Source organism: Verrucomicrobiia bacterium (genome assembly GCA_023953615.1).
Classification (GTDB): Bacteria; Verrucomicrobiota; Verrucomicrobiia; order Limisphaerales; family JADLHS01; genus JADLHS01.
Window position 1 is genome coordinate 1,836,366 of sequence record JAMLJH010000001.1, and the last position, 13,959, is coordinate 1,850,324.

Annotated in this window: 14 protein-coding genes; 5 read left to right on the forward strand and 9 right to left on the reverse strand. The window is 58.8% G+C overall.

Features of this window, described 5'->3' with window-relative positions; translation table 11 throughout:
- Positions 1–14: 14 nt before the first annotated feature.
- Genes cdaA through glmM form a run of 3 tightly spaced genes read left to right on the forward strand, consistent with a single transcriptional unit; the run spans position 15 to position 2,702 of the window.
- Positions 15–884, forward strand: a complete 870-nt coding sequence (gene cdaA, locus M9920_07755; GenBank protein MCO5052181.1) for a diadenylate cyclase CdaA — start codon at positions 15–17, stop codon at positions 882–884.
- A gap of 1 nt (position 885) precedes the next feature.
- On the forward strand, positions 886–1,323 hold the full coding sequence (locus M9920_07760; GenBank protein ID MCO5052182.1) for a hypothetical protein: 438 nt from the start codon (positions 886–888) through the stop codon (positions 1,321–1,323).
- A 5-nt stretch (positions 1,324–1,328) separates the two neighbouring features.
- Positions 1,329–2,702 (forward strand): phosphoglucosamine mutase, encoded by a 1,374-nt coding sequence (glmM, locus tag M9920_07765; protein ID MCO5052183.1) that lies wholly within the window; start codon positions 1,329–1,331, stop codon positions 2,700–2,702.
- 56 nt (positions 2,703–2,758) lie between these two features.
- On the opposite strand, the gene M9920_07770 is transcribed toward glmM, so the two are convergent.
- The 8 genes from M9920_07770 to fabG all read right to left on the reverse strand — a co-directional run bounded on the left by M9920_07770 (position 2,759) and on the right by fabG (position 10,730).
- The gene (locus M9920_07770) at positions 2,759–3,319 is read right to left on the reverse strand and encodes a hypothetical protein (GenBank protein ID MCO5052184.1); all 561 of its coding nucleotides are present in this window, start codon (positions 3,317–3,319) and stop codon (positions 2,759–2,761) included.
- 362 nt (positions 3,320–3,681) lie between these two features.
- Positions 3,682–4,443: a helical backbone metal receptor gene (locus M9920_07775; protein ID MCO5052185.1), complete on the reverse strand. Its 762-nt coding sequence runs from the start codon at positions 4,441–4,443 to the stop codon at positions 3,682–3,684.
- Positions 4,440–4,808, reverse strand: coding sequence for a cysteine-rich CWC family protein (locus M9920_07780; protein MCO5052186.1), 369 nt, complete (start codon positions 4,806–4,808; stop codon positions 4,440–4,442). Before M9920_07780 ends, M9920_07775 begins: the two co-directional genes overlap by 4 nt.
- A gap of 211 nt (positions 4,809–5,019) precedes the next feature.
- Positions 5,020–6,627 (reverse strand): aldehyde dehydrogenase family protein, encoded by a 1,608-nt coding sequence (locus M9920_07785; GenBank protein MCO5052187.1) that lies wholly within the window; start codon positions 6,625–6,627, stop codon positions 5,020–5,022.
- Positions 6,628–6,831: 204 nt separating this feature from the next.
- Complete coding sequence (deoC, locus tag M9920_07790) at positions 6,832–7,767, reverse strand: deoxyribose-phosphate aldolase (GenBank protein MCO5052188.1); 936 nt, start codon at positions 7,765–7,767, stop codon at positions 6,832–6,834.
- A 121-nt stretch (positions 7,768–7,888) separates the two neighbouring features.
- The gene (locus M9920_07795) at positions 7,889–9,268 is read right to left on the reverse strand and encodes an HD domain-containing protein (protein MCO5052189.1); all 1,380 of its coding nucleotides are present in this window, start codon (positions 9,266–9,268) and stop codon (positions 7,889–7,891) included.
- Positions 9,269–9,319: 51 nt separating this feature from the next.
- Positions 9,320–9,859, reverse strand: coding sequence for an NUDIX hydrolase (locus tag M9920_07800; GenBank protein ID MCO5052190.1), 540 nt, complete (start codon positions 9,857–9,859; stop codon positions 9,320–9,322).
- A 127-nt stretch (positions 9,860–9,986) separates the two neighbouring features.
- Positions 9,987–10,730 carry a 3-oxoacyl-[acyl-carrier-protein] reductase gene (gene fabG, locus M9920_07805; protein ID MCO5052191.1) on the reverse strand — a complete coding sequence of 248 codons (744 nt, stop codon included), beginning with the start codon at positions 10,728–10,730 and terminating at the stop codon, positions 9,987–9,989.
- A gap of 101 nt (positions 10,731–10,831) precedes the next feature.
- On the opposite strand from fabG, the gene M9920_07810 reads away from it, so the two are divergent.
- Both M9920_07810 and pdxA read left to right on the forward strand, forming a co-directional pair.
- Entirely contained in the window at positions 10,832–11,809 is a 978-nt protein-coding gene (locus M9920_07810) for a peptidylprolyl isomerase (GenBank protein MCO5052192.1), read from the forward strand.
- Between the two features lie 26 nt (positions 11,810–11,835).
- Positions 11,836–12,807 carry a 4-hydroxythreonine-4-phosphate dehydrogenase PdxA gene (gene pdxA, locus M9920_07815; protein MCO5052193.1) on the forward strand — a complete coding sequence of 324 codons (972 nt, stop codon included), beginning with the start codon at positions 11,836–11,838 and terminating at the stop codon, positions 12,805–12,807.
- Here pdxA and M9920_07820 read toward each other — a convergent pair.
- Positions 12,804–13,886 carry a dipeptide epimerase gene (locus M9920_07820; GenBank protein MCO5052194.1) on the reverse strand — a complete coding sequence of 361 codons (1,083 nt, stop codon included), beginning with the start codon at positions 13,884–13,886 and terminating at the stop codon, positions 12,804–12,806. The genes pdxA and M9920_07820 overlap by 4 nt on opposite strands.
- Between the last annotated feature and the right edge of the window lie 73 nt (positions 13,887–13,959).

Consider the following 13,959-nt stretch of genomic DNA (forward strand, 5'->3'; position numbering starts at 1 on the left):
AGACGAACAACGTCATGTGGCCGTTGATTTCACAGATATGGCGTCCGACGCTGGAAATTTTCATTCTGGCGGTGACGATCTATTTGGCGACCCGGTTTGTGCGCGGCACGCGCGGCTGGCCGGTGGTCGTGGGATTCGTCATTTTGCTGTTGCTGCTGACCATGACGGCGACGCTGCTCAAGTTGGAGGTCTTGCGGTATTTGGTGGGTAACGCTTCGCTCGTCATCATGGTCGGCGCCATCATCATTTTTCAACCGGAAATTCGCCGCCTGCTCGGTGAACTGGGCAACCTGCCACTCTTCGCCACCGCGCACGAACAACGCGAAAGCATGGAGGTTATTTTGGATGCCTGCGAACGACTGGCCGAAGTGCGGATTGGCGCGCTGATCGCCATCGAGCAATCCATCCAACTCCGCGAGGCGGTGGAATCCGGCATTTCCGTGGATTGCGTGGCCACCGCGGAAATGCTCGAGGCAATCTTCTTTCCCAACAACGCCATTCACGACGGCGGAGTGATCATCAAAGGCGATCGGATTGCGTATGCCGCCTGCATTTTTCCACTGACCCGACGTTTGGGACTGAACAAATCATTGGGCACGCGGCATCGCGCCGCTTTGGGATTGAGCGACGAAACGGATGCGGTGATCGTGGTGGTTTCCGAGGAAACCGGCTCGATTTCCTATGCGTACAAGGGCGAACTGGTTCGTGGCGTCAGCATTGAGGAGTTGCGCTCCTTCCTGACGTCGGTGATTGTGCGGCCTCCGCGCGCTTCGGGTTTGTGGAACTGGCTGCGGTTTTGGGCGGTGGACCGTCCGCCCGACGCCACGGCGCCTGCAGCTTCCAATCCTGATGCGTCGGTCGCGCCGCAAGAAGAAAGCAAATAACATGGCGGATTTATCGCAACACATGCTCTTTCGCAACTTTGGCTGGAAACTGCTTTCCTTGATTTTGGCCGTCGTGATCTGGCTGACCATCAGAGCCTTCAGAAATGAACAAGACGTCACGGAGCGATTGTTCCCCAATCTCTCCATTAAAATTGTTTCCGGCACCGCCGACGTGCGCGCGTTTCAAGCGGACCCGCCGCTGGGTTCGGTGACGCTGCGCGGTCGCTCCGGCTTGATCAACCGCCTCGATGCGCGCGAGGTTCACCTGCTGACCGACGTCAGCCTGGTGGATACCACCCAACCCTCGCGCCACCATCTCGTGGTCACCGTCCCCAACGGGGTCACCGTGGTGCGCACCGAGCCGTTGGAAGTCCGGATTATTCCACCTCCGCGACCAGAACCGAAAATCATCATCACTCCTCCTAAAACCATCGAATGAGCAAATTGAAAAAAATCTTCGGCACGGACGGCGTGCGCGGCACGGCGAACATCGAACCCGTCACTGCGGAAACCGCGTTGCGCCTCGGGCGCGCCGCCGGTCACGTCTTCAAGAATTTGGAACGCGTCGCGCGCGGGCATGGCCGGCACAAGATCGTCATCGGCAAAGACACGCGCCTTTCGGGTTACATGCTCGAGAACGCGCTTTCCTCCGGCATCCTTTCAATGGGCGTGGACGTGCTGTTCATCGGCCCGCTTCCCACTCCCGGCGTGGCTTACGTCACGCGCAGCCTGCGCGCGGATGCCGGAATCGTCATCACCGCGTCCCACAATCCCTATGCCGATAATGGCATCAAGTTCTTCCGTCCGGACGGCTATAAACTCGACGACAAAATCGAAGCCAGCATCGAACATCTGGTCTTCAGCGGAGAGATCGAAAACATCCGACCCACCGCTGAGGAAATCGGCAAAGCCGTCCGCATTGATGACGCGCTCGGACGCTACATCGAATTTGCCAAAGCCAGCTTTTCGCGCGGTAAAACCCTCGAGGGCATGCGCATCGTCGTGGATTGCGCGAACGGCGCGGCGTACAAGGCGACCCCCTGCGTGCTGCGCGAGTTGGGTGCGGAAGTCATGGTGTTCGGCGACAAACCCAACGGTAAAAACATCAACGAAGATTGCGGTTCAATGCACCCGCAGAATCTGTGTCGGTTGGTCCGCGAATTTCGCGCCGACCTCGGCATTGCGCATGATGGCGATGCGGACCGCGTCCTGATGTGTGACGAACACGGCCAGATGATTGACGGCGACGACATCATGGCCATCGCCGCGCTTGACCTGCTGGCCCAAGGTGCCCTGGCGGAAAAAACGCTCGTTGCCACGGTGATGAGCAACGCCGGGTTGGATGCGGCCATCACCGCCGCGGGCGGCAAAGTCATCCGCACCGGCGTGGGCGACAAGCTCGTGATTGATGAAATGTTGCGCAGCGGTTTCAACTTTGGCGGCGAACAAAGCGGCCATCTGATTTTCCGCGACTACGCCACGACGGGCGATGGCCTGGTGGCGGCATTGCAAATCCTGCGCATCATGAAAATGCGCGGCAAGAAACTGAGCCAGTTGGCGCAATGCTGGCAACGCTTTCCGCAACTCGTCAGCAACGTGAAGGTGCGCGAGAAAAAACCGTTCGAGCAACTGGATGGCATCCTTGGCCTCGTTGAGAAAGCTGAAGCCGACGTGAAACCCGCCGGGGGCCGTGTGTTGCTGCGTTATTCCGGCACCGAACCCAAAGCCCGCCTCCTCATCGAAGGCCCGCAACAAACCGTGCTCGAAACGTGGAGCAAGCAGATTTGCGACGCCATCAAACGGCAGGTCGGAGCGTGAGAGATGGAGTTTGTATCGAGACGTAAGGGATGCAGCCTATATCCATATTAGGCCGCTTATCTGTGTGCGGTATCATCAACAACTCGACCGTCTGTGTATGCGCGGTGCGGATGAACAACACACCGCAAGAACAACACGTTTGTATCCTGCGCGGTCGCGCCCGGTGCGGCAAGCTCGTAGCTCACGTCGGCAAGTCGGTAAGAACCATCAGTAAAGCGTCCGGTTGCCGGACAAATGAGCACCTGTGGACTCGCTAGATAGTTGCTCAACGACAAGACATCCTGAGGCAATCGTCCCCCGTGGTCTGCCGCCCACTTCCGGCTCGCATCTGCAATGGCCTGCATCCCCTGCACACAGCGCCGCTTGTTCTCTGGTTTGATTACGAACTGGAGCAACGCAAACCAGCCAATCCAAATGATGACAACCGCAAAGACGAGCGTGAGCATAGGCGTGACGAGGCAGCCAACGACGAGTTTCGTCTTGAGCGGCTTGTTCTTGAGTGTCTTCCGAAGAACCAGCCAAACACACAACAGAGCCAGCAGGAATGCAACAACACCAAGAACGCCAAGGGCGAGCTTGGCGACGAGTGCGTCCAGCCAGCGAAAAGAGCCGTGCATAGCGGCCTAACATTTAAGTGGACTGCACACTTTGCAGTCTATCTCGTTTCATGGATTGGACTTTGCGCCTGTCAAAGAGAGTTGTCCACAGGAATTTACGCGAGGCACAACTTGACACTGCCCCAGCGGATGGCCGCGAAGCGGCCCAACCTGAATAGCCGTGGGTGTCAACCCACGGTCCAGCGTTAAAGCAATGTGCGACCCCTACGGGGTCGAACGGGTTTGGCTCCCGTCACCGTGGGCTGACGCCCACGGCTATTCACGTTTTGTCCCTGCGGGACAATCGGGGCAGATGCGCCCATTGACGCGGAAAATGAGCGCGCATCCGCCCCCAACAAAGGCGGCAAATCAGAACGATTCGCTCACGTCTGGAGGTGCCGCCTGATTTGCTCGTAACCATAGACCAGACGAAAGCCCGCTTGCAGAATGTCTGCGCCGGGAATCTCGTGGATGCGCTGTTGCCGCACGGCTTCAATTTTCCGCCAGCCGGGACGCGCGACGATGCTTTCCGCCCGCACCGGCTTGCCGCACCACGAGGCGAAAATAATTTCCGGGTTCGCCCGGCGAATCTGTTCCGCAGAGACAATCCGCTCCGGCGCGGAACGTTTGTCGCGCAATTCCGGGAAAATGTCTTTTCCTCCGGCGCGCTCAATCAATTCGCCCACCCACGCGATGCCGGAAATCAACGGGTCGTTCCATTCCTCAAAATAGACGCGCGGGCGGCCTTCAATCTTTTCCACCGGCGCGAGACGTTCGCGGAATTCGCGCAGCCATCTTTCGGCTTCCGCCTCGCAATTTACAATGCGCCCCAGCAGCGCGAGCGTAGTTTCGATTTCTGCGAGCGTGCGTTGATTCGTGGCGAACACAGGCAGTCCGCGCTGCATCAATTCCGCCGTCAGTTTTGCCTGCACGTCGGAGAACGTGATGACGAGGTCGGGCTTCAGTTTTTCAATTTGTGCGATGTTTGCGGAACTGAAGCCGCTCACGCGCGGCTTTGGCGGTTCATCCGGCGGCTGCATGAAAAACGCCGTGACCCCGACCACTTTTTCCCACGCGCCAATCCGCCAAAGCCAGTCCGCCGCCTCGGCGGAAAGGCACACGATGCGTTGCGGCGCGCGATTCATTTCAAGCGAACGGAAATTTGCTGCTCGCGGGTATACGGACAATGCCGGCAGTGGTTGCCACAACAGTAGCCCCGGCACCGATGATAGGCGGCAGTGAAAACCATCACCCCATGCTCGAAATAAAAATCCCCGGGCCGGATTTTCGGTCCGGGGCGGCCATGCGCTTTGGCGCGCTGAAATTCCATCACGCAGTTGCGGCAGATGCAGGCTTCAGTCCGCCGCTCCGCCGGGACCCGCGCGATCAATTCCTCGGGAATCATTACCGTGGCACACCAACACGGGCCTTTGTAGGCCGCCGCCGTGCAAAGCTGGCACTCGTTGGGCCGGCCGCACAGCGGGCAGTTGCTGGCGCACACCTCGCTCATCACGTCACCATGAAAGTGAGCCGCCGGTTTGGTATTCGGTCAGCCTATACGGTCGGCAATATGGGGCATTTGTGGCAACAGTTCCTGCGCTTGAAGAACTCAAAACACATCCTTCAAAAAAGGTCAGAGAATATGCGATAGAAGCTTTGGAACGCATAGAAACATCATCACGTTAAGACTTGCCTTCGATACGTAGTTGCGCTGAAAAGCATCACTCCACCCGGCAATACGCCGCCAGGCCTTGGATTCCACCTTCGCGACCAAAACCGCTTTCCTTGTAGCCGCCGAACGGGCTGGTCGGATCGAACTTGTTGTAGGAATTGGCCCAGACCACTCCCGCGCGCAGTTGGTTCACAATCTTGAAAATCTTGCTGCCCTTATCGGTCCACACGCCGGCGCTCAAACCGTAAGGCGTGTTGTTCGCGCGAGCCACCGCTTCCTCGGGCGTGCGAAACGTCATCACGCTCAGCACCGGCCCAAAAATTTCCTCCTGCGCCACGCGATGCGCGTGCGTTACGCCCGTGAGAAAGGCGGGCGCATACCAGTAGCCCCGCGCCGGTAACGCACAGCGGGCCTGCGTCAGTTGCGCGCCTTCCTCCACGCCGCTTTGCACCAGCCTTTTGATCTTCTCCAACTGCGGTTTGGAATTGATCGCGCCGATGTCGGTGTTCTTGTCGAGCGGATTGCCGACGCGCAACGTCTGGATGCGGTCGCGCAGTTTTTTGATGACGGTCTTGTAAATTCCTTCCTGCACGAACAACCGCGAACCGGCGCAACAAACGTGGCCTTGGTTGAAATAAATTCCCGCGATGACGCCTTCGATGGCCTGATCAATCGGCGCGTCCTCGAACAAAATGTTCGCCGCCTTGCCCCCGAGTTCGAGCGTGAGCTTGGGAATTTTTGTGGCTGTGTTCGTGAGAATACGGCTAATTTCCTTTGAGTCAGCCGCACTCTCACGAGTGCAGCCACGATTCGCAATCGCCCGCGCAATCGCCTTCCCCACCTCCGTGCTGCCGGTGAACGCGATCTTATCCAGGTCTGGATGATTGACGAGGGCCGCGCCCGTTTCTCCCGCGCCGGTGACGATGTTCACTACGCCTTCGGGCAATTCCGCCTCCTGAAAAATTTGCGCCAAACGCAACGCGGTGAGCGACGTGGTTTCGGCAGGCTTCAACACCACCGTGTTACCACACGCAAGAGCGGGCGCAATTTTCCACGCCGCCATGAGCAAGGGGAAATTCCAGGGAATGATCTGTCCTGCCACGCCGAGCGGACGCGGGGTTCGGCCCGGAAAGGCATAAGCCAGTTTATCCGCCCAACCGGCGTAATAGAAAAAGTGCGCCGCGGCGGTTGGCACATCAAAGTCGCGCGATTCCTTGATGGGCTTGCCGCCATCCAGGGTCTCGAGCACGGCCAGTTCGCGCGCCTTTTCCTGAATGATGCGGGCGATGCGATACAGATACTTGCCGCGTTCGCGTCCGGGCATCTTGCGCCAGACCTTGTCGTAAGCGTGCCGCGCCGACTTTACTGCTGCGTCCACGTCCGCGGCGTTGGCTGTTGCGATCTCCGTGAGTTGTTGTTCCGTGGCCGGATTAAGAGACGGAAAATATTTCCCCGACTTTGGCGCGACGAATTTGCCGCCGATGAATAACCCATGTCGCGGCGCGATGACATAATGCTTGGATTCCTCCGGTGCTGGTGCGTAATCCCATTTACTGCCGAAGTTCAAGCGCCGTTCCTTGAGCGGCACGACCGCAGGCGTTGGTAGGGTAACAGCGCGCTTGGCGGAAAGTTTCACAGCTTTGCTTTTGGTTTTCATGAGATGATTTAGACAGAATTTACCGAATTATGCAGAATTCTTCCCAAGGGCCGGGAAGTTGTGTGGTCTGCGTCTTGAAATTCTGTTCATTAGGTTAATTCTGTCTTCCTTCAGTGGAATTTTATGTCTTCGATCTTTGGGGTCCGGAATTTCTTTTTCAGAAATTTTGGTTGTTGGATTCATCGGCCTTTAATTCTGTCTAAATCACGGCAGTGAGAAGTAGTCCGCACTTTGATAATTTCCGTCCGCTGTTTTCGCGATCTGCATGAGCAGGTCGTTAACCAGCGAGCTGGCGCCGAAGCGGAACAGTTCCGGCGTGAGCCAGTCGTCGCCGAGGGTTTCCTTGACCATCACCAGGTAGGCAAGCGCCTGCTTGGAATTACGGATGCCGCCGGCGGGTTTCATGCCGATGCGGATGCCGGTGGCGAAAAAATAATCGCGGATGGCTTCGAGCATGACGAGCGTGACGGGCAATGTGGCGGCGGGATTCACTTTGCCGGTGCTGGTCTTGATGAAATCGCCGCCCGCTTGCATGGCGATTTCGCTGGCAAGGCGGACGTTGTCGTAGGTGACGAGTTCACCAGTTTCCAGAATCACCTTCAGATGCGCCGGGCCGCAGGCTGCCTTGGTGGCGGCGATTTCATCGAAGACGCGCGCATGGTCGCCAGCCAGAAAGGCCGCGCGATTGATCACCATGTCAATTTCATCCGCGCCCGCAGCCACGGTGCGACGAACTTCGTCGAGCTTCGTCTTGAGCGGATATTGGCCGCTGGGAAAACCGGTCGCGACGGCGGCAATGTTGACCGGAGAATTCTCCCCAAGAAATTTGCGCGCGTATTTCACCAGGTTGGGATAGACGCACACGGCGGCGCAACTGGGCACGGTGTACTTCGGATCGGCGGGTTGCAACGCTTTGCGGCACAAATACGCCACTTTGCCCGGCGTATCGCTGCCTTCCAACGTGGTGAGATCGCACATGGCCACCGCCATTTTCAGCCCGGCCAGCTTGGCGCTGGTTTTAATGCTGCGGCGGGCAAAAGCCGCGGCGCGTTCTTCCACCGTGACCTGATCCACGGTCGGCGCAAAAAACGCGGAAGTCGCCGCACGGTGAAATCCATCTCGAGGGGCCAGCGCTTTCATATCAATGTGGATAAACTTGCGGGCGACTTCGAAGCGAGTCAACTCTGACTCGTTTCCACACGAAACGATTATCAGAAAGTGCGGTGAGTTGTCGGGAAATAAATCGCGTTCACCCGATGGCTCAACCCTCGGGCGTTCGCGCGTCCAGCCAGCGCAGTGCGCCGGCCAAGTCGTTGAAGGCCCCGTCGAGTTGCGCCTCGAAGGCCGCTTTCAGAGTGACGCCAAATTCCCGGTCTGGTCGCCAGCCGCGCGCGATCAAGTGTCGCCCCTGCAGCAACGGCTTCGGCGCGGCGGCTTGCAGGCGCAACGCCGCCGCTTTCTCTTTCAGGGCCAGAATACCAGGCGGAACAATTCGAGGTTTGGGCGGACGACCGAAGGAATCCGCCAGCATGACCAGGCAGAGATCGTCAATCGTGGCGGGCTTCAACGCGTTGGCCAGGCGGCGCACGGAACGAGCGGTGACGGTTTGTAGTTGCGCCAAATGATGTGTGACCAGCGGCACGATGCGGCTCGTCAGTTCCTGCGATACTTTCAACCGCGCGAGGAAGGTCTCCGTCAACGGTCCGCCTTGTTGTTCATGTCCAGGCGAAACGATCCGCATCCGTCCGTGCCGCTCCGCGCGATGGGTGGTCGCGGGTTTGCCAAAGTCGTGTGCGAGCACCGCCACCATCAGCACGCGGCGCGTGGTTTCGTCCGCCGCCTGCCAGTCCGGCAATTCCGCCAGCGCGTCGCAGCAGTGACCCGTGTGCGTGAACACGTCGCCTTCCGGATGCCATTCCGGATCTTGCGGCGTGTTCACCAGCGCCGCCAGTTCGGGAAAATGCTGCAGCCAGTTCGTGACTTGCAGGAAACGCAAACCCGCCGCTGGTTCGCGGCTCGCGCCTGCCCACTTGAGCCACTCCAGGCCGACGCGCTCGGGCGCCAATTCCGTGAAAGTGTGACTGATGGAGCGGCACAATGCGACCGTGTCCGGCGCGGGCGTCAACTGAAACCGCGCGACGAATTGCATGCCGCGCAAGACGCGCAAAGGATCGTCGGCGAAGCGGTCGCTGGTGTGACGCAAAATGCGATCCGCCAGGTCCTGTCGCCCGCCGAAGAAATCCAGATACTCATTCGTGCGCGGATTGAACATTAACGCGTTGATGGTGAAATCGCGGCGGCTGGCGGCTTCGCGCGGCTCAAGGTTCGGATCGAACTCAATCGCGAAACCTTTGTGGCCGGCGGCGGTTTTGGAATCACGCCGCGGCAGGCTGAAATCCCATTGCGCGCCATCCGGACGGGTGAATTTGATGACGCCGAACGATTTGCCGACCAAGTCCGCGCGCCCGTGGCGGCGCAGGCCATTAACCAGCGTTTCATAATCCACGCCATAAACTTCAAGGTCGAAGTCGGTTTGTGGACGACCGAGCCAGGCGTCCCGAACGCAACCACCCACCAGATAAGCGCGGGATAGTTCCGGCGTGGTTTGCAACAATTGACGCAAGTCGGCCGGCAGTTTCATATCACCAGCGGAGGGTTGACGCCACGCGATGAAACCTCGCCGCCGGCGGCGCTAAACAAAGCGTTGCCGGTGCAGAATGAAGTAAAGTCCCGCATACACTTTCGGATCAATCATCACGCCGGAGCGCGCCCTGGCTTCCAGCCAGGCATGGACTTCCGCCAACGACACTTCATGCACCGTGATGGCTTCCCGCGCCACCCCGCCGCCCGCACCGATGCGCTGCAGTTTGGTCGCATAAAAGAACGTCGAGATTTCCGTTCCCATTCCACTGCAGGCGGGGCCGTGCGTCAACTGTTCCAACTGCCCGGCGGCGTATCCGGTTTCCTCAAGCAATTCGCGTCGCGCCGCGGCCAATGCGGATTCTTTTGCGCTGCCTGAATCATCACCAATCAGCCCCGCCGGCAACTCAATGGTGCGCGCATGAATGGGAATTCGATACTGCTCCACCAGGAGAACTTTTTGTGCCTCACTTACCGCCACCAGTAAAACGGCGCCAGTGGCGTTGGGACGGTCCACATATTCCCAATGTCCCTCCTGAATCAGGGCGAGAAATTTACCGGTGTAGAGCCGGGTTTGTGGTAATGCTTCCATCAGTTTCAGAATTTCCAAACTAAAGTCGTCAAGCCCGAGGCGCGCGCCCCGTCCGGCTTGCTTCCGGTTTGATGCATGCTCGCCCCGCCCGGCCAACCCGACGGCTTCGATTCGACCGCGCGGCTTCTTACATCACCATCCCGCCGTCAATGGTCAGCACCTGACCGGTGACGTACCGCCCCGCGTCGCTGGCGAGATAAAGCGCACCGTTGGCGATGTCTTCGGCCTGACCGAACCAGCCGAGCGGCACCTGTTTCAAAATCACGTCGCGCAAATCAGGTTTCAAATCCGAGGTCATGTCGGTTTCGATGAATCCGGGCGCGATGGCGTTCACGGTTACGCCGCGAGAGGCCAGTTCGCGGGCGGTGGATTTGGTGAAGCCGATCAAACCGGCCTTGCTGGCGGCATAGTTGCACTGGCCGGGATTACCGATCAAACCAATCACCGAGGCGATGTTGATGATGCGTCCCGAGCGTTGCCGCGCAAAGTTGCGGAACAGCGCGCGGGTGAAATGGAAGGCGCCTTTGAGATTGGTGTTCAACACCGTGTCCCAATCCGCGTCGCTCATGCGCATCAACAAACCGTCCCGCGTGACGCCGGCGTTATTGACCAGGATGTTCACCTTGCCGCAGTCCGCGAGAATTTTTTCCGCAGCGGCGGTGACGGTCGCGCCATCCGCCACGTCCACCGCCAAGGCCCAGGCCTGGCGACCGAGCGCGCGGATTTCTGTGGCGACTTTTTCCGAATTTTCCACCGTGCGGGAAACGACGGCCACATCCGCACCGGCGGCGGCAAATTTCAAAGCGATGGCTCGACCGATGCCGCGACTGGCCCCGGTAACAACGGCAATTTGACTGGCAAGTTGACTCATGACGGCATGCAGCGTGTTAAGGCATGGCGCTGGCGTCAAGCATCCACTGCGGTGGCGCGCTTGACCCGCCCCAGGCCCGCTCCTAGCATCAGCGGGTGAGGATGAGGAAAATTTTCCGATGGTTGTGCGTGATGGGATTGGGGACGATGGGCCTCGTTCATTCGGCATCAGCCGCCGAATTGATCAACGGCGTCAAAGCCGTGGTGCATACGTCGGTCATCACCTATGGGGAAATCGAATCGGACGTGGCCATGATGGCCGAGGATTTGTATCGCCAGTACGGCCGGCAGCCCGCTGTGTTTCAGGAAAAGATCGAAGCCGCGCGTCGGGAAAGTTTCGAACGCGCGGAAAAGCATCAATTGATTCTGCACGATTTCGAAAAGAAGGGTTACAGCCTGCCGGAGGTGGTGATTGATGAAGTAGTGAACGACGAAATCAAACGCTACGGCGATCGGGCGACTTTGACCAAAACCCTGCAGGCTCGCGGCATGACCTTTGAAAAATGGCGGCAACAAATCAAGGAACGCTTTCTCGTCAGTCAGTTGCGGCGCAAGAACGTCAATCAGGAAACCATCATCTCGCCGTACAAAATCGAGGAGTATTACCAGGCGCATCAGGAGACCTACCAGGTTTCCGAACAGGTCAAATTGCGCATGATCATGCTGAATAAAAACGAGGGTGCGTCCGAGGAGGTGGGCATGACTCTGGACCTCGCCCGGGAAATTCTGGCGAAGCTTAAAGCGGGCGCGCCATTTGCCGAAATGGCCACCATTTATTCGCAGGGCGCGCAACGGACCCAGGGCGGCGAATGGGGTTGGACGGAAAAGTCCGTGCTGCGCTCCGAGCTGGCCGAGGTTGCCTTCAAACTCAATCCCGGCGAACTCAGCGACGTAATCGAAACACCGCAGGCTTATTTCATCATGTTGCTGGAGGATAAACGCACGGCGCACGTAAAACCCATCGGCGAAGTGCGCGACGAAATTGAAAGCACGCTGCAGCAGCAGGAAAGCGCGCGGTTGGAAGCGAGCTATATTGACAAGTTGAGGAAGGAAACCTTCATCCGGATTTTTGATTATTAAATCCGCGGCCGGATGGAATTCTGGTTATGACGCAAGCCATCGGCATCTCGTTGGGAGACATCACCGGCATCGGGCCGGAAGTCACGCTCAAGGCGTTGGCGGCCGAACTGCCACGGGACGATGCGCGTTACGTGCTGTTTGGCGAACCAACGATCCTCCGACATTGGAATGAGCGCTTGCAACTGGCGTTGCCGCTCGGGAAAGCGCGGCTGCAACTCGCCAGCAAGTCCGAACGCGATCTCACTCTGAACCTTCATCCCGGCGCCGCGCCGGCCGCGCGCGCCGCCGTCGCCTGGCTGCGGGCCGGCGCGGAACGTTGTCGGCAAGGCGAACTGGCGGCTCTCGTCACTGCTCCTGTGAACAAGGCGGCCATCGTGCGCTCCGGCCAGCCGTTTGTGGGGCAGACGGAATTGCTCTCCCAACTTGCGCAAACCCAACGGACGGCCATGATGTTGCTCGGTACGGATGAGCGTGGCCGCTGGCTGCGCGTGGCGTTGGCGACCGTGCATATTTCCATCAAGTCCGTCCCCGAAAAACTGACTACGGAGCGAATCAAACTGGCCATTGAACTCGCCACGCAAGCCTGTCGCGATTTGGGGCTGTCGCGCGCCCGGGTGGCTGTTTGTGGATTGAATCCGCACGCCGGTGAAGGCGGCGAATTTGGCACGGAAGAAATCACCACCATCAGCCCTCTCGTGCAGGTGATGCAGCAGAACGGCTTTGATGTCGTTGGTCCGCTAAGCGGCGACACCGTGTTCCACTACGCGTTGCAGGGAGATTACGACGCGGTGGTGGCGATGTATCACGACCAGGGATTGGCGCCGTTGAAAGCGGTGGCTTTTGAAAGTGGAATCAACTGGACGTTGGGATTGCCATTCATCCGCACCTCACCCGATCACGGCACGGCCTACAACATTGCCGGTCAGGGAACGGCCAATCCGTCCAGCATGATCGCCGCGATCCGATTGGCCAAACAACTGATCCGCGCCCGGCGTTAGATATTTTCGCGCGGAGCTGACGAAGTCGCTGCTATCGGCAAAGGCGCGATCCGTTTGACGCGCAATCCATTTTTTTCTGCCGCGCCGGCAAAAGACAGGATGCCGCGTTTGGCGGTCACGCCCGCGTACGGATCGTTGGTCGTCAGCAGATTTCCATCAATATCCAGGTAGTCGCACAATTCGGCCAGATGCGCGGCGGCGCTGATCAGCACGCTGGTTTCGATCATGCAACCGATCATGGTTTTCAACCCCAACTGCCGCGCGCGGCTCAAGGCGTTGAATCCCTCGCTGACGCCGCCGGTTTTAACCAGCTTCACGTTCACGCCGTGGAAACATTCGGCGCAGTGCGCGAGGTCCGCCGTGGTATGGTACGACTCATCCGCGAACAGCGGCAACGGCGAACGTTCCTTGAGCCAGCGCAAATCGGTCGGTGGCGTGGTCTGCGGCATCGGTTGTTCCACAAACTGAATGTGCCCGTCGTCCGCCAGCCAGTGCAGCCGTTCCAACGCTTCTTCCCGGGTTTTCCAACCTTCATTGGCATCCACGCGCACGGGCTTGTGCGGGGCGACTTCCCGCAGTGCCGCGAGGATTTCCCGATCGCCCGCGACGCCAACTTTCAATTTCAAAACCGGATAGGCGTCAGCGGCCTGCACTTTTTGCCGAATCACTTCGGGCCGATCAATGCCGATGCTGAACGAGGTGACGTGATGCTCGTTGCGAAATCCCAGGCCCAACCAATCATAGATCGGTTTACCCGCCAGCTTCCCGGCGGCGTCCAGCAACGCCAGATTCAAGGCGCATTTGGCCGCGCGATTTCCCGCCGCCACCGTTTCCAAGTACGCCATGCTGCCGGGAATGTCTTCGCTGGAAAGCCGGGCGCCGTCCACCTTGCGGAAAAAATCCTCCACCGTGGCGGGCGATTCGTGATAACGCTGGATCGGGCTGGCTTCACCGATGCCAACGGTGCCTCGGGCATCCGTCAACTCCACCATGACGACCTGGAAAAGATCGGTGCTGCCGCGCGCAATGGTCCAGGTGTTGGCCAGTCGCAATTGTTCCCGCCAGAAGTGCAATTTCATGTTGGCAAAATGACAAATTGTGCGGGTTCCGCAATCGCCGCGTCGCACACAAACATGTTGGAACGGATGAATT